Below are 19,368 nucleotides of genomic sequence, written 5' to 3'. Positions count from 1 at the left end.
TACCGCTATGAAAACATGATGACCCCTTACGAAAAGTTCCTGTCACTGAAGGAACCAGAACAGTACCTGAAAGAAGGGATTACACTGGACCAACTAAAGGACAAAGCGGAAGCCATGACCGATAATGAAGCGGCCAGAAAGCTGCAACAAGCCAGAGAAATCCTGTTTCAATTAGTTCATGAGCGACAAGCCGAGGGTTAGGTAGTAGTACCTGCCTTCAGGCTCATTTCAGGATTGGAAAATACTTGTCATGGTTAAGGCTTTGCTACCTTTAATCTGGATGACTGAGCTTATTACCAAGAAGTTGTCGCCTAAGGATAAGAAAAATCCTTACCTTCGTGACGAGATCCGTGCCATGGCCGACATTGGTGAGGAAGAGGGGGCTCTGATGGGCGCCGAGTCGGATCTGATGAAGAACATGTTGCGTTTCAGGGATCTTAAAATCATCGAGATCATGACGCCACGTTCGGTTCTGTTTTCCCTCCCTGAAGCCACCACTACGGAAGAGTATCTGGAAAAGTATCCGGATAATGCTTTTTCCAGAGTGCCGGTCTATGGTGAAGACCCAGATGAGATCAATGGTTTTGTCAGGCGTATGGATATTCTGGTAGCCCAGAATCAGGGGCATCAGGTCAGGCTGTCTGATCTCAAGCGTCCGCTTATGGCGGTGCTGGAAAATGAATCCCTGCCGAATCTGATGAGCAAGTTTCTGGAAAAACGCTGCCATATCGCCATGGTCGTGACAGAATATGGAGATATCCGGGGTGTTGTCACTCTGGAAGATATGATCGAAACCCTGCTGGGTCAGGAAATTGTGGATGAAAGTGACAAGGCCGTTGATATGCAACAGGTAGCCAGACAAAAATGGGCTGAAAGGTTGAAGACTCCACAATAATCAATGGAGCTGACTTCTTCCTGATGTCTCGTTAAAGACTCCTGGTGATGTGAATGCTGCTTCATTTTGCTCTCTGGTTATTTAGGGGAGCATTTGAGCAGCATTTCCGGCTCATGGCTGTTTCTGTCTATATTTGTTTGGTAACGACTAACAAAATACACACAGAAGAAACTCCATGGCGATTTTAGAACTGGTTCCGGAATCCAATCCTGTCCTTAGAGCACCCACCACTCCTGTTACCGATTTTGGTCCGGATTTTCAGAAAATCGTGGATGACCTGTTTGAAACCATGTATGCCGTTAATGGCGCCGGTCTGGCCGCAACTCAGGTAGGTCTTGGTATCAGGGTGGCGGTCATTGATGTGACATCAGATCAGAGTCAGCCACTGGTTATCGTTAATCCCGAGATTATTGAAAAGTCCGGTGAGCAAAAGATGGACATGGGGTGTCTGTCTCTGCCGGGGTGCTGGGCTTCTGTTAAACGTGCCGGTTGGGTAAAGGTCCGGGCACAGGATCGTCATGGTGAGTTTTTCGAGATAGAAGGTGAAGGTGTGCTGTCAGAAGCTTTTCAGCATGAGATTGATCATCTGGACGGTGTTCTCTTCATCGACAAGCTCTCGGCGCTGAAGCAGAAAATGGTCCGTCAGCGCGCACGTAAAGTGATGAAAAAACATGAGAGAAGACAAAAGTAAGGCGCCATAAGGTGCCTTACTTTTGTTCAGAGGTTACTTCTTCAGATATTTCTTCAGGAACTGCTCAGCCCTTCTATAGCCCTCTACCCAGGGTGAGTGTCGCAGGAATGAATGGACTTCATCGGGAATGGCCATCCCTTCAACTGTGACATTTCGTTTTCTCAACTCATCGTAAAGTCTCTGGGATTCTTCGAAATGGACGTTTCGGTCATCATCCGGGTGAATCAACAATACCGGAGACTGCCAGGTGTCCAGATAATGCCAGGGTGAGCTCTCCAGAGCTTTCTGGGCTCGTTCCCTGGCCTCATCAATCTCTTCTGCGGCAATGCAGAAAAACTTCTCTGAATTCCAGTGTCCCTGTCGAAACTCTCTCGGGAAGTGATGACAGCCTTCAATATCCACACCGGCTTTGAACATGTCACTGTTACGGGCCAGAGCCATAGCGGTCAGATAACCCCCATAGGATTTACCCCAGATGCCTATTCTCTGGGCATCGACATCCAATCGGTTGGCCAGCCATTCTCCGGCTGCCTGTACATCCTGATATTCCGTGGCACCATTCCAGCAATAGGGATCTGGCTGCCGGAATGCCTTGCCATAACCGGAGCTGCCACGGTAATTCAAAGACAGAACCAGAAAGCCCTGCGAAACCAGATACTGACAGAAAGCATAAACATAGGAGAGCCCGTGCCAGTTACTGAAACCGGCAACCGTCTGGCACCAGGGGCCTCCGTGAAGGGTCAACAGTGCGGGGAAGGGACCTTTGCCCTCTGGCTTCATCAGTTGCCCGTGTACTTCCAGGCCATCCTTTGACTGGAAGCTGATACCTTCCACTTTATGGAATCCCCGGCAGCCTGTTTCGTAGGCGGGTTGCCCAAAGCAGAGCACCTGCTGCTCATCAGGTTTGATCAGTACCGGGATCAGGGGTTGCTGGTCTCCACCCATAATCAAACCAACCGCGTTGCCTGAGGCTACAGTGACCGGTTGAAAGGCAATACTGCCTTCTGGCAGCAAGCTTTGAAGGTCTTCCTCAGAGCCATTATTAAGATTTAGCCGAGACAGGTGGTAGCCGTGGTGTTTACCTTCGTTATGAGTGAAATAGAGCCAGCCTCCATGGCGATCGACAGCATAGCTGTGCAGAAGGTATTCGCCTTCGGTCAGCGCTTCTACCTGTCGGCGATCAATATCCAGTCGGTAGACGTGATCCCAGCCACTGGCTTCGTGACTGAACAAGAGTTGCGATTCATTTACCCAGGTAATGGGCCTGTCTCCTTCCTGCAGACTGAGGCCGTGTTCTTCAGGGCATTGCCAGTAACGTCTGGCTTTCATGGAGTTGGTATTGATCACCCAAAGTTCAAAGCGGTCTGAAAAGCTGTTGAACCAGAAATCAGTGATATCGGGCTTTACACCATGACATTTCAGGTAGGCAATATGTTGGCCGTCTGCTGACCAGGTGGGCTGAATGTCCCGGTCAAAACTGGGGTTAAGCCATTGAATGCGATCCTGACCAGGACTGTGGATACCAATAAAGCTATGGCGGTATCGGGTGACGGTCATGGCGAGCCTGTCACCTTGATCTGACCAGCTCAGTTCAGTGATCTTGCCTCGGGTCGAAAGGACTTCTTCAGGCTCAAGAGTACTATCAGCAGTATCAACCCTGAAGAGTTGGCCTTTTCGACTGAAATAGATTTCAGTGAAATCCGGTCTGAAGCAGGCAAGGGAAGTTTCCGCCAACTCAACAGGTTGTGAGCCTCTGTTTTCAAGATCAATAAACCATAACATCTGCTTCGGAGGCTGGTTCAGTGACAAGGGGTTTGGGTATTCATCCAGCTCATTCTTGCCTTCTCCGCGGATGAACAACAGATAGCGGCCATTATCCGAAATCTGCAAGCCTGAAATCATTTGTCCATCGTCTTCACGCCAGGCCGTTACCTGAACAGGGTCATAGCCTGGGGCTGAGGCTATAAACAGGTTGCGAATACCTTTTGTGGTTCTAACCCAGGCCAGGCGATCCTTTTGTCGCGCACTGACCATATTCTGGGAGAAGGTAAAACCAAGGTACTCCTCAAGGGATTGCATAAAAAAGGTGCTCCACCAGGATTGTTTCCTTAAGGAAAGTTAATGCTGTTCATTTACGCAAGCAGTATGGCTATTTCGATTAACGGCGTGATGAATGAATGTGGGCTATTTTGGGTTGTGGTGTGTTTTTTTGATTGGGGGTGTTGTTTTGCTCAATAAAAAAATAAAAGAATTTCTACGATCGGGACGTCGTTCATTATTTATAATCATATTTATTTCTATTCCATGGACTGCTGCTGAAGGATCAAACAGCCTGGTCATTCAGGCACTGGCTGTTAATGCCTTTCTTGATTATCTGTACAACCTGCAACAAGGCCATTTGCAAGGAGAAAGTGCTTCCGGAAGACCCTTTACCATTGGTCTGGATGGACCTTCTGGAGCCGGTAAATCTACTTTCCTTGATGAATTTACAACACAGCTTCGAATTTCATCTGCACGCTACCATCAATCTCAGCCAGTATTATCAGAGAGAGTCTGCAGCCTGGAAACACTGGGGATTGATACTTTTCTCCACTCTCGTGCAGACCGGAGGGAAATGTTCAGAACTCTGGGTGACGGCGCATCCGGTTACAACCGTGGCGAAGAATATCGGACGGAACTGAGAGACAGCTGTCTGGCAGCAATAGCCTGTGGGGATTCTTTTCGGTACACACCTTATTGTCGCCATCTTGAAGGTCGGCTGGGTCCGGAAGAAACCCGGCATATCACCTGCGATCTCCTGATTATTGAAGGCACTCATGTGAATGATCCGGGAGCTCGTGCCTCCATTGATCATGCTCTGTTTTTAAACAGTGATGACATTTTAATTCGATGGAATATGTGGAGAAGGAATTATCAGCAGGGCAGTCGAACCGAAAGAGAGTTGTTTGCTATTTTAGGTGTCCTGTTTGAACACTTTCAATCCTGGCGGGAAAGAAACGCAGACCTGTCAGATATTCATTTTAACTGGCGTGCGATGAATGCAGTTCCTGAACTGACAGCAGAAAATATTAATTCAGAACTGCCTGATATTATTCGGCAGCTTCAACTGCGTCATTTTAATTCGGGTTTTGCTCTGACTCGTCTCTTTCAACAGAACCGATTGAATTCCGAAGTATTAAGTGGCTCTATGCGCCATCACTTTCAACCGCTGATGCCCAACAGAAGGCTGGTGGCGATGGAGCATAGCAGGTTTCTTTCAACGGTGAGGCTCATGCTGGATCCACTTGGGCTTGTGCTTCATGAGGTTCATCATGGCAATGAGTGTTTGTTTGTTTCACTGGACTCAATCCTGCGACAGTATTATCTAAATCGGGGGGTTGTGATTGCTCTACTAAGGCAATTGGTGAATGCCTGGAAACAGAACCGGTTGAATGATGCCCAGAGAAGGCTGTTAAGCTGGATTGCCGGAGATATTCATGCTGAAGCGGACTTTTTGTCGGAAGGTAATCTGGGAGGTCTGCCTACCATTCTGATGACGTGGGCTGCACTTATGGGGTCCAATCATCCACCTGACAAGTCTCTGTATCTTCTGATTCGGTTAGGTTCAGTTATCCAGATATGGAGTCTCAATCTGGATGGTACCATCAGTGAATTAGATACTCTTCCCGAAGGCGAACCGGTTCTGATCTACGATGGTGTTAATCGCTGGATGTTTGCAACGCCCGGACAGAGCTTTATGGAGGATATGGCTGGTGTAGTCCCTATGATACTCTCCAGTGATGGATGGGAGCATGATGATGATTCAGGCGTTTTTTCAACGTCCAGTTCATCCTCTTCCCTGCAGTCACCCTTGAACTCGCTGGGTCATCCTATACCCCCTGATAATGGGGCTGGCAGAGTTAATGCCTCTCAGCCTGTTTCTAACACACGGTCTTATCGCTCTATTTTGCCAGAATTGATGAGGCATTCTCAGTGGTAGTCAGGGCGATCTCTTCAACAGAGCAGGAACGTAGCTCAGCGAGTTGTTGAAGGATAAGAGGCAGTCGGGTCGGAGTATTTCTCTGACCCTGATAGCCAGCCATGGGCATATCCGGTGCATCGGTTTCCAGAACGATGCTTTCGAGGGGCAGTGTGGTCGCTAATTGACGGGTTTTACGGGCTCTTTCATAGGTGATTGTTCCACCAAATCCCAGCTTGAAGCCTAAATCAATGTACTGTCGGGCCTGCTGCTCGCTGCCGGAAAATGCATGGACGATGCCACCTCTATTCAGCTTCACGCGCCTTAGTTGTTTGAGAATGACATCGTGAGCCTTCCGGCAGTGAAGGATCACAGGCAGGTTAAACTGATCTGCGAGTTCAAGCTGTTTGATCAAGTACCAATGTTGAAGGTCCAGGTCAGAATCCTTCAGTGCATAATCCAGACCGATTTCTCCAACGGCACAGATCGTCTTCAGATTCTGCTTCAGTTGCTGTTCCAATCCATCAATGTGCGATTTCTGGTGACTTTCCAGAAAATAGGGGTGTAACCCCAGTGCGACATATCGTCGCACATTATCAGGGGTCTGGTTGACCAACTTGAGAACCCTTGGCCAGAATCGAGCTTCAGTGGCCGGTATGCAGATGGATCTGACACCTTTAACCCAGCACTGTTCGAGGGTTTCATCACGATCCGGGTCGAACTCGGGGAAGTCCAGGTGGCAGTGACTGTCAAACAATTCTGGCTTTGGCTGCATAAATTCATACGTTTGGTGATAGGGCTTCAGTCTGCTATGTTACCCCGATGAAAATAAAGCAGTATACAGGGTTGGGTGTTTCACTGGTGTTGATTGGGGCACTGGTTTTTTTACCCGGCTACTTTTCTAAATTGAAATCCAAATCGGAATCTGAAGCAGGGTTGGCACGACAGAGTTATCAGGAAATATGTCAGGTAGCTGAAGGTTGTCGATTGATGACTGACAGTGGCCAGATTGACCTGAATATCAAGCCCGCCAGCTTACCGAAGCTGGAGCCTCTGGATATAGAAGTCCGTCTGGAGGGAATGTCGGCTGACAAGGTCACCATGGAGTTTCTGGGTCGCGATATGCCAATGGGTTTGGCTCCCTTTCCACTTTACAAGCAGTCCTCTTTTCTTGGGCCTTCGGTATACAGTGGTGTAGGCAATCTGACTTTTTGCACTGTCGATAAAAACATGACCTGGATGGCCAGACTGGTGATTGAATCAGATTCCGTTGTGACAACGGTCGTATTTGAACTGGAGAGTTGAAGCATGAAGCCTCTGGCAATTAGTGCGCTGGGTATTATCGCGGGTCTGACATCCATGACCCTGCAGGCTGCGGATGTTGAGATCAAGGATCAGTATGCAAGAGCAGTCCCCGCTGTTTCCACAAACTCTGCGGCGTTTTTGACCATCAGCAATAAGGGTAAGGAAGACGTCAAACTGGTGTCCGCCGACAGTGATATTGCCGATCGGGTTGAGATACATGGCCACAAACATGAAGGGAACATGATGAGAATGTTCAAGCTGGAGGACATTAATCTTCCAGCTGGCAAGACGGAAGCACTGAAAAGCGGTGGTAATCACATCATGCTGATGGGGTTGAAAAAGCCCATGAAGGCGGGCGACAAGATTGATATTACCCTGCATTTTTCTGATGGTGATGCAGTGGATGTGAACGTACCTGTGAAGGACCTCAGTGATCAAACCAAAGACACCGCCCACGGCTCAATGAATGATGGCAAAATGGACCACAGTAAGATGGACCATAGCTCAATGGATCACAGCAAGATGGGGCATTAATCTTGTCAGGAGGCAGATGAGCTGTTCGTCTGTCTCACTCCTGCTACTAAATCCAGCTGCTAAAAGAAGTAGACTGCAAAAAGATATAAGTACCGAGCCGCTATGCCAGCACATATTCCTCCGATAGAGTGGGCGAGAATGGCTTTGGAAGTCAGCTTCCGGTATCCCAAAGTATCCAGCATGGCGGTATGGGTGCTGAGAAAGCCACTCCAGCACATTCCCATAGCGGTGAATACGGCAATATCACTTTCTGAAACCAGCCCCTGGGAAATAAAGTTAGGAACCAGTGACATAGCTGCCCCTACTGCACCCAGTGAAGTAATGGGGAAAGCAATCAGTTCGGGATGCTCAAAGCCAAATAAAACCCTGAAAGGCCATTCCAGATAGCTGGCCAGATGGGGAAGCAGTGCCACACCTTCAAAAGCACCGCCCGAATAGCCGGATTCCGGAGCGCCAAAGGTCAGAATCATGACCAGAGTACTGATGATCAGAACACCTGGAATGATGGCCATACCCATTTCCACACCATTCTTGCCACCATCCAGCAAGGCATTCAGGGTTCTCAGCCAGGCTCCTTTGTGTTCATGATCTGCAGGGTGTTCAGTGGCACTGACCGCCAGATAATCAACAGGATGATGATCAATTTGATTACGGGTGAACTTTTGCATAAGGCGGGTAGAAATAACAGCGCCTACCAGCGCACCCGCCAGTCCTATGAGGGCGGCCCGGAAAAAGTTCTGATCGGTGCCACTTTCCAGAGTGGCCATAAATGTAATGACAATAAGACCCATGCCAAAGGCTGTTCCAAAATTGGTCAGAGAGAGTAATTCATGGGGTTTGAAGTTCGCGCTGAAACGTCGGTCCCTGGCCAGGCTGACAATGGCAGGGTTGTCTGAGAAGAAGGTCATCATGGCTGCCATGGCGGCTCTGCCAGGGAGGTTGAATACCGGGCGCATCAAGGGCATCAGAAGTCGTTCAATCAAGGCGATGACATGAAACTCGGTTAGAAGCTTGCTCAAGGCACCAGCTAAAACGGTGATTCCCATTAGCAGCAGAACCGTGTTCAGCAACAGTTGATGAGCTGTATTGAACAGGGTGTTGAACATGTTGGTCACACCCATCTCACCTGCGGTATAACCGAAGGTAATGCCCAGGAAAGCCAGTAGCAGCAGGGGCTCAATGGTCTGTCGATATTTGCAGGCTCGTTGACTTGGGGGTTTGACAGTGACAGGGGCAATCTCAGTCATGAAGGCTCCGGATTTAATGGCAATACAGAGCGAGTGCGTCCCTTGCTGTTTCCAGAGAGAAGTATTTCATCCCGACGTGGAAAGTGAAGTGGTCTAATCCATACCTGGTATCAGTATTGCGGTGAGCCGGTTATTGTGGCTCAGGCTATTTATTGGGCAGAAGAAAGTAGAATAGTAGGCCAATATGCCCATTATTGCCTGAGTGAAGGTCGATCTGACCACTCTGATTTGAGTCAGAGCAGTCAGAGCAGAGAGCAGGATCAGTGTTCGCGGGTAGTACGGAAGGTGACTTCTGGGTAGCGTTCCTCAGACAGTGAGAGGTTGACGCGAGTTGGTGCCAGATAAGTCAGGTAACCACCACCATCAATGGCCAGGTTGTCTGCGCACTTACGTCTGAAGTCTTCCAGCTTACGCTCGTCTTCACAGTCCACCCAGCGGGCTGTATTGACGTTTACCGGCTCGTACATGGCTTCCACCTTGTACTCATCTTTAAGACGACGCATAACCACGTCAAACTGGAGCACACCTACCGCCCCAAGGATCAGGTCATTGTTGTTCAGTGGCATGAACAGCTGGGTAGCGCCTTCCTCAGACAGTTGCTGGAGGCCTTTCTGGAGCTGCTTGAGCTTCAGAGGATCTCTGAGGCGTACGCGCTTGAAGAGTTCAGGAGCAAAGTGTGGAATACCGGTGAAACGGATCTCTTCACCCTGGCTGAATGTATCGCCAATCTGGATGGTGCCGTGGTTGTGCAGACCAATGATATCGCCAGACATGGCTTCTTCAACATGGGAGCGATCGCCAGCCAGGAAAGTCACGGCATCGGCAATTTTGACATCTTTGCCAGTACGTACGTGCTTCATTTTCATGTTGCGGGTGTACTTGCCGGAACAGATACGCAGGAAGGCAATACGGTCACGGTGTTTGGGATCCATATTAGCCTGGATTTTGAACACAAAGCCGGAGAATTTGGCTTCATCTGGCTCAACTGTTCTCTGGTCTGTTTCACGCGCCAGAGGTGAGGGAGCCCACTCAGCAAAGTCGTCCAGCATTTCACGGACACCAAAGTTAGCCAGGGCTGTTCCGAAGAAAACCGGAGTCATCTTGCCGGCACGGTAGGCTTCCAGATCAAACTCATGGCTGCCACCACGAACCAGTTCTACTTCATCGACGAAGTCTTCATGGATGTCACCCAGCAGTTCTTTGGCTTCGTCAGACTCAAGACCCTGGATACGGATATCATCAGGCACTATGTGGCCCTGACCCGGGGTGAACACATGGATGGTGTCTGTGTAGAGGTTATAAACCCCTTTGAAATTCTTGCCCATGCTGATGGGCCAGGTGATAGGGGCACACTGAATCTTCAGGATGCTTTCCACTTCGTCCAGAACTTCAATCTGGTCCCGCACTTCACGGTCCATTTTGTTGACGAAGGTGAAAATAGGGGTGTCCCTCAGGCGGCAGACTTCCATCAGCTTGATGGTACGGTCCTCGACACCCTTGGCGCCGTCAATCACCATCAGGCAGCTGTCGACAGCGGTAAGCGTACGGTAGGTGTCTTCCGAGAAATCTTCGTGTCCGGGGGTATCCAGCAGGTTGACTGTGCAACCTTTATAAGGGAACTGCATGACCGAGGTGGTGATCGAGATACCACGCTCCTGCTCCATTTTCATCCAGTCAGAAGTTGCCATACGACCGGTTTTACGGCCTTTGACGGTACCTGCCATCTGGATAGCACCACCCAGCAGCAGGAGCTTTTCCGTGATGGTGGTTTTACCGGCATCGGGGTGACTGATGATCGCAAAAGTACGTCTTTTGCTGACTTCTGGCGCTAATTCAGGGTTCGACATGCTGGAATTCTTAATTCATTCACAGACCGGTCTCTAACAGAGATTGAGCCTGCTTTGTGGAAAATGGGGGCTATCTTAATGAACCGGTGAATCAACAGCAACCGGTTGGGAATGCTGAAGAAAGTAAATCATAGATGATAGATGACTGCCATGATTCCTGAAAATTCGTACCGGAGTGGAATTAAAAAGCCTGGGCTGATCTTCTCTGCTCAATCTTTTTTTGATTTAATCCTGTCAGCATACGACGAAATCAGTAGGGCAACTCTCCTCCGAGTTCGAAGTTTGTCATGAATGCAGGCAATGCATTCAGGAATAACAAGACCCATGTCCATAGGGAAAGAGGATTTCATTCATGGCAATTTACATGAATTTCAACAGCAAGCAACCGGCTGGCAATGTCACTGCAAAAGGTTATGAAGACTGGATTGAACTGGACTCGTTTAACTTTGGTGCTGCCCGCAGCATCACCATGGAAGCGGGAGCTATGTCCAACCGGGAAGCCAGCCGCCCCACACTCAATGAAGTGAACCTGGTTAAAAAACTGGATGCCGCTTCCGGTGGCTTGTTCAAAGAGTCAGTCACGGGCTCGGAAGGCGTGACCGTTCAGATTGATATTGTCCAGACCGGTGCCAACGCAGTGACTAAATACGCCAGCTATGTATTAGAAGAGTGTATGATCTCTGACTATAAAATAGGTGCCAGTGCAGGTGGTGCACCGACTGAAAGCATTTCCCTGAGTTATGCCAAGATCGTTGCTGACCTGAGCCATGCCGACAAGAACCACAAGAACAAGAAAAACCTCAAGGTCGGCTACGACCTGACTACCGCTGAACCTTTATAACCGGTTCATTCAGGCTCTCCATGAACGCAGGGAGACACTCTCTGCGTTCCTTCTTTGCCCATACAACCTGCCAGAATGATAGCGCTATGTATCGGTTACGTTCAGTATTTCTGGGGATCTTCCTCTCTCTTCTCGCCATAAAGGGGTCTGCCATGTCGATTCTTGATGTTGGAAAAATGTGTACTTTCTCGAAAGTTTCGGGAGTCATCCTTAAAAACGGCAAGCCACTAGCAGGTGCCACAGTGTTGAGAGAATCGGGTTCTCAGAAGAAGGTCACAGACCAGACCACTACGGATGAAAATGGTTATTTTGAGATGCCAGCAAAGTTTGAGCGCTCCATTGCCAAATTCCTGCCTATGGAGTTTGTAGCAGGACAAACTCTCACCGTTGAGTTTGACGGTGAGACTCATAGTATCTGGCGAAGTGTCAAGAGAAGTGTTGAAGAGAATTCTGAGTCAAGAGGAAGACCTATTGAAGTCAGATGCGATCTTCAAAATGAAGAAAAACCATTTGTAGTGAATCAGGTCGTTACTATCACGAAGTGTGATTGGAATGTTGAGCCAGATGAGGATGATTTTGATGACTGGAAGCTTTTTAGTGATGAGTAATCAGCAGGGAAGGATAAATTAATGTCACAATCTATAGAACCAAGGCTTGCAGCCAGAATTGCAAACGCAGTATATGCATTAGCTGAAAAGCCTACCATTGAAGATGCTATCACCGATATGAATGTTCTTTTTAATGGCAGCTTAACTTTTCACAAATCCAACCTCCTCAAAGGGAAAACCGGCGGCCCCGGCTTTATCAAGGTAAGAACCGCCTTCGGTTTTGTCCTTGAAGGGAAGAAACAGCTGGAAGGCCACACCTTTGTCGTGTTCCGTGGCACCAAATACCTGGCTGATTGGCTCAGTAACGCCAATGTTACGGTGGGGCTTTCCAACACCGGCCGGTCGGTTCACCAGGGCTTTATGAAAGCCTTCCAGTCCATGCTGCCCCAGCTTCGGGAGTTTACCGGGCAACTGTCTAACGGCTCACAGGTTCATTGCATTGGCCACAGTCTGGGTGGTGCTTTGGCTACCATTGCGGCCGAGTGGTTGTCTGTTGAAAAAGGTATTCGACCCAAGCTGTATACCTTTGGCAGCCCGAGAGTGGGGCTGGAGGATTTTGCCAGTGGTACGACCAAACGACTGGGCAGTGAGAATGTTTTTCGTGCCTGGCACAAGACCGATATTGTTCCCTGTATCCCTATATGGCCTTTTGAACATACACCCCATGCTGGCAAGGATTATTTCCTGCCTTCCCCCGGATTTTTTCCCGGAGCGGAGTGGCATTCTATGGATCTTTACATTCGTTCGGTGGGAAAAAAGTCCTGGAAGGTGATCTATGCCCTTAGAGAGCCCCAACCTGCCGACTCAGATATCAGACGATGGCTGGCAGATAAAACGATAGTCACCAACACACTGCCAGCCATAAAGTGGCTGCAGCATGCCCTGGCCTATGTGGTTGGCAAGTGCCTGTCGGCAATAGGTAGTGGATACCAGATGCTGAAGTTAACCACCTCAACCCTTATGGACACCCTTGCCTGGATTCTCAGCCGGGGCGTTGACATGACAGAAAAACTCTCTGGCTGGGTTGTTCACCTTATGCGCAAGATTGCCGAATTCCTCGGTATGCACAGGCATGTAAAAACGGAAAATCCTGAAAAACAACTGATTCGTTATCTGCTGGAGCGCCTGTCAGATAAAGTGAACCAAATGGCTAAACAGGTACTGAGCCAGACTCTGGCTGATGGTCGGGCTATTTGATTTAAGTCTATAGAGCTTCCGGTTAAACCGGCCGATAACAGTCTGCGGGAGATTCGAGATAAGGAACTGGCGAATTGAATCCAACGCAGCAGACATTGCAATGTCTTCAACCTTTGCTGAACAGGGATCGGGAAGAAGCTCCGGTCAGTCCTGTCAGAGCTAAATGGCGGGGGCGTGAAGCAGAATTATTGCCACTTCCTGCCAGAAAACTGGATGAAGGCGATGAACTCAGCGCCAGAGAAGGGGCTGTAGCCTTTGCTACCAAGTACGGCAGTTATGTGGAAAAGCAGCTCCACTATGATCTCAAAAGCAAACCCCTTAATCAGCGAACCCTGAAAAAGCTGGAAACCGAAGCCTCAAGCCTGCTGAGAGATGTCAGAAAACTGAATCGCAGCAGTATCGAATATTGGCTGGATTCAGGTTTAGTAGAAAAAGCGTTTGAGAGTGCGACACCTTTCAAGTGGCGATCCCTCCCTCCTCATGAGCAGGAACATCTTGAGGAAGTCCTGCAATTTCAACTCTCGCTTCACACGGATTATCTGAGTTATTCAAAGGCGCTGGATCTGGCTGTAAAAGCGGTGAGCCAGCATGAGTCTGTTTTTGCGGCCTATGCACCCGGGGCGGCTCGGTTTCTCAATGAAGAATCTCAGGGAGGCCAGTCTCTTTTTCCTGGCCAGCTCAGGCTCTGGGCACAACAACATTACGACAAGGATCAGACTCCTGGAACGGTGATAGAGGAAGGAGGTGAAGATCTCTACATCAGTGAGTATGAAATGAAGCTGATTGGCAATGCAGAATATTACACCAACCGTGTTGCTGGTCTTCTGTCCGGTTCACCCTTGGAGCGACTGGAGCATTTCAGTTATGAACAGCAGGCTGAGGAAGCCAGAGATGTTGCGAAAAAATTGATTAAAACCCTGGATGCTCTGGAGCGTCATGGGGAGAACATTCCGAGCGAATTAACGGAGGCGTTAAAACAGGACTTGATTGGTCAGCTGGATGGATTGCTGGATTTTATTGATCATCTGGAGGTCAGTGATCAGGAGGATCCACTGGGGCCTCAGCAGTGGGAAAAGTTCAAATATCTGGAAGTGCTGTCTTCCATCAAAGTGCTTGAGCGCGAAATAGTGCAAATCAAAAGCTCAGGCGACGAAGGGTCACTCAGCAGGAAAAAAACTCAAAAGCTGGCGGTCCTGGAAGCTCTGCATCAGGAGTGGAGTGCTCACCTCACTAGCATTCAGCAAGGAAACGACAATGATTTTCCTCCCGCCAGAAGTCACTCAACAGGCAGGGTTTCCCGCAGTGATGTCCAGCCACTGAATGATGCAAAAGCTTACACAGCGAGTATTTTGAAGCAGCTCGATGAGGTTGGACTGGGCAAGGCTGAGAAAAAATTGAAACACGCCCGCAGTCTGGTGCTTTCCACGGTTAAATGGGAAACCGTGACCACCCATCTTGATGTCAGGATTGAAGGGCAGGTTCGACATTATGAAAATCAGTTGACTCCGGCTTCCCAGATGAAATGGGGAGAGGGTGATAGGGATGTCTTTGAACATTCCTATCATGGTACGGGCAGACCCTCGACAGAGACAAAAGAGCTCTTTCATGCCATGAATATGGGGCAGTCTGAGTTATCGACAACAGTAAAAGGGAAGAAGAGAGTCCTGTTCAAGGGACTGCGTTCAGGCACCCTGAGTGCGTATGGCATAAAGGACAAAAAGCCCAGACAAGCTGCAGCCCGCAATCGGGCCAGAGAACTGGTAACAGCAGGCGTTAAACAATTTCTGGAAGATAACCCCGGCTATTTAACATCGAGCAAACCTATTCCTTTGAAATTGCTTTCGACCTCTCTGCTCAGTGCAGACAAGCTAAGGCATTACCTGCATATCCATGATGATGAGCTCACAATGCAGAGAGTGCAGGTTGCAGCGCTTAAGAAAATACAGAAAGAGCTTAATGGCGGTAAACCGCTGGTATTTTTTGATGCCAATGGCACAGAGCACAAATTGATGGTCGATATGAAGCTGGCCAACACCAATTATGGTGTTAATTCGCTTTCACTGGGTGGTTTGAAATCAATTGTTCGGCCTTGGGGTGAGGCCAAAGGTGTCAATAAGGAAGGGCTGGTTGAGTTCATAGGATCTGTTGATCAGTTTGATCCCATAGGAGGATGGGTCGGAGACTATCTGGCCGGGAGTGCTTCAGAAGAGTCCAAGAATATTGTCCGTATGCTGGTTGAACAGGTCAGGGATCTGCATGCTTCCGGAGACTATCGTAGCGAAGGCGAAGACGCTTACAAAATGATCGAGCGTCTGCAATTGTTGGCTTTCAAGATAGGTGCTGTAGGTCATATCAATTGTAAGAGCGGCAAGGATAGAACCGGAGAGGCAGACGCTTCTATTAAACGTTTTGCTGCCGAAGTGGAAGCCAGGGGCTATGTGCCTGATCCACGAAAACCCATCAGCCGGGAAGACCGTAACCTGAGTCAGGCTTTCCAGTTCGGCTCAGGCAATATTGAGTGGCAACAAATGAATATTAACCGACCTGGTTTCAAGACCCAGTTAAACAAGAAACGATTGGGTGAGTTTGCCTACCAGCGCTCTCATAAAGCCCGGTTTAAAGTGAAATAAGCGTTCATCGCCTTCTAAACGTTCATCGCCTTCTAAAGGAATAGCAAATGCTTGATGCAGAGCCAGCAACAGTCAGGCAGGGACATTATCAGAAAATCTCTGACTATTATCAGGATGCCCTGGCTTTAAGTCGGGCAGGTGACAGGGCTGCAAGCCTTGAGCCCGACAAACAGACGGGTAGGTTGAAAGCTCGAGAAGTGTCAGTAAGCAGCTATCTGGCAACGCAGCTTTCTCTGGCTGCACCTATGGCGGAAGTATCAAAGGCTATAAACCAGATGACGGTAGCGGCGGCTGAATGGGAACAGAAGTTACAGATGCCAGTGTCTGTTGATCAGTTCAAAGTATCAAACAGTTATGATCCCAACCCTGAAGCCCTTTCAAAGCATCTTGATGGGCTGCTCAATCAAAAATCTTCCCAGTACCTGCGCCTATCAGAGCGATTGTTAGGTCGGTTGAGGGCCTGTGGCGATAGGCCCGAAGCTGACTGGAAGAATACCAATAGACAATATGAAGCCATTGAACAGGAGTTTTTTGACGGCTATCGTCGTTTGGTGTCCTTGTATGATGGGGACCTGGAGGCCTTGAATAAGAAGTTTCACGAATTCCTGGACCTTTCTGTAGTCAGTGTTCAGGGATATCTGGAGACGTTACCTGTCAGTGGCCAGGTCAGGCAGCAATTGATGGATGCTCTCTATCAGCGTATGCAGCTATTCATTGACTTGATGGAAAGTTATTGCCTGCAAACAGAAAGCCAGGCAGGGCACCTGTCTATTACCCGGTCTATTTCAGGTCCTGCTGCAATGCCTGCACCCGGATTCCCGTTCCTGAATTTGAGAACCTATAAAACTCCGGATTCCGGGCCTTTTTATATGGAACCCCAGCAGGCTCAGTCCTGCAGTCAGCACGCCGCCAATGCTTTTTTTGGTGGCCCCCTGGTTTTGCTGCCAGTATCCAGAGATCCAAAACCCATGGATGAAATTCTGCCTGAAATGAAGGATATTATACGCCGTCTGAATGATCAGGACATTTTTGGCCAACCCATGTTGATCAGAGGTGGACAGTTTTTAATGAGTGAGGATCTGGCAAAGGCTTTGGATAATCTGAAGCATGATCGTGTGATGCTGGTCTCAGGCATTAACTCTCATTATGTCTGCTTCCGCAGGGATGCCAAAGGGCAGTGGCATAAGCTTGAGAGCGTGGCTTATGAAAAAGGCGAGCAGGAAGTCATCAGTCCAGGGCGCTATCTGCTGGAGAGAATCTACAATCAACAGGACTTGAAGAACCTGGGCGATGGTGATGCCCAGGTGGATATTATCCACCTGGAGGGAGAGGAGCTGCCTGGCGTGGTTTTTCAGTTCTAATCAGAACGTTCTGGCCACGGCAAAGCGAGCCAGATCTTCCATCGCGTCACGGTACTTGCTGTCTGGCAGAGCCTGCAGACAGGCGATAGCTTTCTCGGACTGCTCTCTGGCTTTCTGTGAGGTGTAATTCAATGCACCACAGGCTCGAACCGCTTCAACGATCTGGTCAATCTTGTCCAGACCACCCTGTTCAATGGCTTCTTTCACCAGGGCTTTCTGCTCAGGGTTACCTTCCGCCAAAGTAAAAATCAGAGGCAGGGTGGGCTTGCCTTCAGCCAGGTCGTCACCCAGGTTTTTGCCCATGGCTTCACTGTCACCTTCATAATCGAGCAGGTCATCCACCAGCTGGAAAGCCATTCCCAGGTGGTTTCCGTAATCTCTCAATGACTGTTCAACCTTTCTGTCCACATTGGACATTACAGCAGCGGTATGGGTTGAAGCTTCGAACAGCATGGCAGTCTTGCACCGAATCACTTCCATGTACTGTTCTTCTGTCACGCTGGCGTCGTTGATGTTCATCAACTGCATGACTTCACCTTCAGCAATGACATTGGTGGCGTCAGAGAGAATCTTGAGCAGCTTCATGTTGTCCAGGCCGACCATCATCTGAAAAGCTCTGGAGTACAGAAAGTCACCCACCAGTACACTTGGCGCGTTGCCCCAAAGGGCATTGGCGGTATCGCGGCCTCTGCGCAGGTCAGACTGATCAACCACATCATCGTGGAGCAGGGTAGCAGTGTGGAGGAATTCAATGACAGCAGCCATGGGAATGTGGCCAAGCCCCTGGAATCCAGTGGCCCTGGCGGTCAGCAGAACCAGGAGAGGACGAAGCCGTTTGCCTCCCGACTGGATTATGTACTGGCCAATCTTGCTGACCATGACAACATCCGAGTGCAGCTGTTCGGCGATGCACTGGTTAACCAGGGCAAAATCTTCGCTGACAACGGTTTGGAAGGAGTGCTTGTTGCGTTCAGGCATAAGGCTGCTGCAGAGATTGGGAAATCGAGCATCGTAGGTAGTGGCTGCCTGACTGTCAATAGCTGCATGGCTTCTGTATTAAATTGATGGATGTAAAAGTCGATCAATTGACAGACATCCACACATGTTGATGGCTAATTCGTACTGATTCAGTAGCCGGATTAAATGGGAATAGTCCGTAAAAATAAGTCTAAACTGTATTCGCCAGTAACCAGTCGATGCCTTAATGAGTTTCTGATGGGTTAATAACCTGAATGGCTTCCCATGCAAATCCAGATTATTGCTACCCCTCCGGGTGAAATGCTGACTTGCCTTTCTTTCTCTGTTCCGGAAGGTGAAGTGGCGACTATAGGCAATACCACTGCCAGCAAAATTGCACTGCCCTGTGCTGCCAGCCAGGAAAAAGAGCAGTATGGCCGCATCGTTGAAGAGGGTGGGCAGTGGTCGCTGGAAAGTTATGCGCCGGAACTGTTTATCCTCAATCATTCTCAGGACGCCTTGCCCAGGGGAGAAACAAAGGATCTGAATGACGGTGATCTCATCAGTTGCCGAGGTTATCAGCTGATGTTCAGCAATTTTTCACCCTGGAAGCCTGACCAGCCACCCACCTCTGAGCAGGAATCCACAGAGGTGATTGAATCGTTGGAAACACTGGCTGCTGAATCCGGGGTTGGCTCTCAAGATCCAGGCTTTCTGGATGACCCTTTTCTGGTGGGTGAACCCAAAGCTACCCCTCAGCCTCGGGTGTCTTCTGAAGTTCACCTCCAGCTTCCGGACGAAGCGATTCAAAAGTCGGCTCCAGGACTGGTGCAAGGCATCACGCCGGGACTGATTGATGTGCTGGCAGACGAAGGGTTTCAGAATGAACCCTTTGAACAGTCAGAGACGCTCTGGTCGGCCGAATTGCAGCTGAAACAGACCAACAGGATGATGGCGCACTTTCCTGCAGAATCTGATCGTTTGCCGGCTCAGCCAGCTCAGGAGCCTTTGCCGGTAACTTCTCTTAATGAGCCCATGAACAAAGCTATCCTGATGGCACTGGAAGAAACCCTGAAGGAATTGGAGCCTGAGCGATTAATGAAATCTATGAAGGTCACTGGTAGCTGGTGGTCAGGGCTTGGGCCAGGCTCAGCCTTCTGGAAGGATTTTGTATCGTTATACAGGAGTAGGGCGTTCAGTGAAGAGAACCAGTATTTGTTTATCCAGCGGGTTCATCAAGCGTTGAGAAACAATGCCTTTAAAAAGACAGAAGCCGGTGAAAAAGTGGAGCGTTAAT

General features: G+C 49.1%; 17 protein-coding genes. 12 read left to right on the top strand and 5 right to left on the bottom strand.

Annotated elements, in window-relative coordinates; genetic code table 11:
• From WG89_RS18560 to def, 3 genes are all read left to right on the top strand, one after another.
• Window positions 1–201: hypothetical protein (locus WG89_RS18560; protein WP_062260213.1), on the top strand; the 201-nt coding region annotated here is incomplete at its 5' end.
• 49 nt (window positions 202–250) lie between these two features.
• The gene (locus tag WG89_RS18555) at window positions 251–895 is read left to right on the top strand and encodes a CBS domain-containing protein (RefSeq protein ID WP_079253922.1); all 645 of its coding nucleotides are present in this window, start codon (window positions 251–253) and stop codon (window positions 893–895) included.
• 175 nt (window positions 896–1,070) lie between these two features.
• A complete protein-coding gene (gene def / locus WG89_RS18550) occupies window positions 1,071–1,586 on the top strand; it encodes a peptide deformylase (protein WP_062268626.1) in 516 nt (171 codons plus the stop codon).
• Between the two features lie 33 nt (window positions 1,587–1,619).
• Here the strand turns inward: def and WG89_RS18545 are convergent, their stop codons facing one another.
• On the bottom strand, window positions 1,620–3,665 hold the full coding sequence (locus WG89_RS18545) for a S9 family peptidase (RefSeq protein ID WP_062268625.1): 2,046 nt from the start codon (window positions 3,663–3,665) through the stop codon (window positions 1,620–1,622).
• A gap of 148 nt (window positions 3,666–3,813) precedes the next feature.
• Between WG89_RS18545 and WG89_RS18540 the strand changes: the two genes are divergently transcribed.
• Window positions 3,814–5,565 carry a nucleoside/nucleotide kinase family protein gene (locus tag WG89_RS18540; RefSeq protein ID WP_153301680.1) on the top strand — a complete coding sequence of 584 codons (1,752 nt, stop codon included), beginning with the start codon at window positions 3,814–3,816 and terminating at the stop codon, window positions 5,563–5,565.
• Here the strand turns inward: WG89_RS18540 and WG89_RS18535 are convergent.
• A complete protein-coding gene (locus tag WG89_RS18535; protein ID WP_062268623.1) occupies window positions 5,528–6,319 on the bottom strand; it encodes a TatD family hydrolase in 792 nt (263 codons plus the stop codon). The genes WG89_RS18540 and WG89_RS18535 overlap by 38 nt on opposite strands.
• Window positions 6,320–6,366: 47 nt before the next feature.
• On the opposite strand from WG89_RS18535, the gene WG89_RS18530 reads away from it, so the two are divergent.
• The gene (locus WG89_RS18530) at window positions 6,367–6,849 is read left to right on the top strand and encodes a hypothetical protein (RefSeq protein ID WP_062268622.1); all 483 of its coding nucleotides are present in this window, start codon (window positions 6,367–6,369) and stop codon (window positions 6,847–6,849) included.
• A 3-nt stretch (window positions 6,850–6,852) separates the two neighbouring features.
• Window positions 6,853–7,383 carry a copper chaperone PCu(A)C gene (locus WG89_RS18525; protein WP_062268621.1) on the top strand — a complete coding sequence of 177 codons (531 nt, stop codon included), beginning with the start codon at window positions 6,853–6,855 and terminating at the stop codon, window positions 7,381–7,383.
• Window positions 7,384–7,442: 59 nt separating this feature from the next.
• Here WG89_RS18525 and WG89_RS18520 read toward each other — a convergent pair whose 3' ends face one another.
• Together WG89_RS18520 and WG89_RS18515 are read right to left on the bottom strand one after the other, a co-directional pair.
• Window positions 7,443–8,630 carry a CD0519/CD1768 family membrane protein gene (locus tag WG89_RS18520; protein WP_153301679.1) on the bottom strand — a complete coding sequence of 396 codons (1,188 nt, stop codon included), beginning with the start codon at window positions 8,628–8,630 and terminating at the stop codon, window positions 7,443–7,445.
• Between the two features lie 260 nt (window positions 8,631–8,890).
• Entirely contained in the window at window positions 8,891–10,477 is a 1,587-nt protein-coding gene (locus WG89_RS18515) for a peptide chain release factor 3 (protein ID WP_062268620.1), read from the bottom strand.
• A gap of 352 nt (window positions 10,478–10,829) precedes the next feature.
• Here WG89_RS18515 and WG89_RS18510 point away from each other — a divergent pair, with 352 nt between their 5' ends.
• From WG89_RS18510 to WG89_RS18490, 5 genes are all read left to right on the top strand, one after another.
• Window positions 10,830–11,318, top strand: coding sequence for an Hcp family type VI secretion system effector (locus tag WG89_RS18510; RefSeq protein ID WP_062268619.1), 489 nt, complete (start codon window positions 10,830–10,832; stop codon window positions 11,316–11,318).
• 20 nt (window positions 11,319–11,338) lie between these two features.
• Window positions 11,339–11,926 (top strand): DUF6795 domain-containing protein, encoded by a 588-nt coding sequence (locus WG89_RS18505; protein WP_153301678.1) that lies wholly within the window; start codon window positions 11,339–11,341, stop codon window positions 11,924–11,926.
• A 21-nt stretch (window positions 11,927–11,947) separates the two neighbouring features.
• A complete protein-coding gene (locus WG89_RS18500; protein WP_062268617.1) occupies window positions 11,948–13,123 on the top strand; it encodes a lipase family protein in 1,176 nt (391 codons plus the stop codon).
• Window positions 13,124–13,197: 74 nt separating this feature from the next.
• Window positions 13,198–15,753, top strand: a complete 2,556-nt coding sequence (locus WG89_RS18495; RefSeq protein ID WP_153301677.1) for an inositol phosphate phosphatase SopB — start codon at window positions 13,198–13,200, stop codon at window positions 15,751–15,753.
• A 47-nt stretch (window positions 15,754–15,800) separates the two neighbouring features.
• The gene (locus WG89_RS18490) at window positions 15,801–17,114 is read left to right on the top strand and encodes a hypothetical protein (RefSeq protein WP_062268615.1); all 1,314 of its coding nucleotides are present in this window, start codon (window positions 15,801–15,803) and stop codon (window positions 17,112–17,114) included.
• On the opposite strand, the gene ispB is transcribed toward WG89_RS18490, so the two are convergent.
• Entirely contained in the window at window positions 17,115–18,092 is a 978-nt protein-coding gene (gene ispB, locus WG89_RS18485) for an octaprenyl diphosphate synthase (RefSeq protein WP_062268614.1), read from the bottom strand.
• Window positions 18,093–18,356: 264 nt separating this feature from the next.
• Here ispB and WG89_RS18480 point away from each other — a divergent pair, with 264 nt between their 5' ends.
• A complete protein-coding gene (locus WG89_RS18480; protein WP_062268613.1) occupies window positions 18,357–19,367 on the top strand; it encodes a hypothetical protein in 1,011 nt (336 codons plus the stop codon).
• The last annotated feature ends 1 nt before the right edge of the window (window position 19,368 follow it).

This window comes from Endozoicomonas arenosclerae, assembly GCF_001562015.1.
Classification (GTDB): domain Bacteria; phylum Pseudomonadota; class Gammaproteobacteria; order Pseudomonadales; family Endozoicomonadaceae; genus Endozoicomonas_A; species Endozoicomonas_A arenosclerae.
Note: the sequence above shows the minus strand (reverse complement) of the source record. Positions and strands in the feature narration are given on the sequence as shown.

Excerpts from the sequence above, each read along its gene's own strand:
- WG89_RS18545 (WP_062268625.1), bottom strand. The coding sequence starts at position 3,665 with ATGCAATCCCTTGAGGAGTACCTTGGTTTTACCTTCTCCCAGAATATG.
- WG89_RS18510 (WP_062268619.1), top strand. The coding sequence starts at position 10,830 with ATGGCAATTTACATGAATTTCAACAGCAAGCAACCGGCTGGCAATGTC.
- def (WP_062268626.1), top strand. The coding sequence starts at position 1,071 with ATGGCGATTTTAGAACTGGTTCCGGAATCCAATCCTGTCCTTAGAGCA.
- WG89_RS18480 (WP_062268613.1), top strand. The coding sequence starts at position 18,357 with ATGCAAATCCAGATTATTGCTACCCCTCCGGGTGAAATGCTGACTTGC.
- WG89_RS18525 (WP_062268621.1), top strand. The coding sequence starts at position 6,853 with ATGAAGCCTCTGGCAATTAGTGCGCTGGGTATTATCGCGGGTCTGACA.
- WG89_RS18530 (WP_062268622.1), top strand. The coding sequence starts at position 6,367 with ATGAAAATAAAGCAGTATACAGGGTTGGGTGTTTCACTGGTGTTGATT.
- WG89_RS18490 (WP_062268615.1), top strand. The coding sequence starts at position 15,801 with ATGCTTGATGCAGAGCCAGCAACAGTCAGGCAGGGACATTATCAGAAA.
- WG89_RS18515 (WP_062268620.1), bottom strand. The coding sequence starts at position 10,477 with ATGTCGAACCCTGAATTAGCGCCAGAAGTCAGCAAAAGACGTACTTTT.
- WG89_RS18535 (WP_062268623.1), bottom strand. The coding sequence starts at position 6,319 with ATGCAGCCAAAGCCAGAATTGTTTGACAGTCACTGCCACCTGGACTTC.
- WG89_RS18505 (WP_153301678.1), top strand. The coding sequence starts at position 11,339 with ATGAACGCAGGGAGACACTCTCTGCGTTCCTTCTTTGCCCATACAACC.
- ispB (WP_062268614.1), bottom strand. The coding sequence starts at position 18,092 with ATGCCTGAACGCAACAAGCACTCCTTCCAAACCGTTGTCAGCGAAGAT.
- WG89_RS18555 (WP_079253922.1), top strand. The coding sequence starts at position 251 with ATGGTTAAGGCTTTGCTACCTTTAATCTGGATGACTGAGCTTATTACC.
- WG89_RS18520 (WP_153301679.1), bottom strand. The coding sequence starts at position 8,630 with ATGACTGAGATTGCCCCTGTCACTGTCAAACCCCCAAGTCAACGAGCC.
- WG89_RS18500 (WP_062268617.1), top strand. The coding sequence starts at position 11,948 with ATGTCACAATCTATAGAACCAAGGCTTGCAGCCAGAATTGCAAACGCA.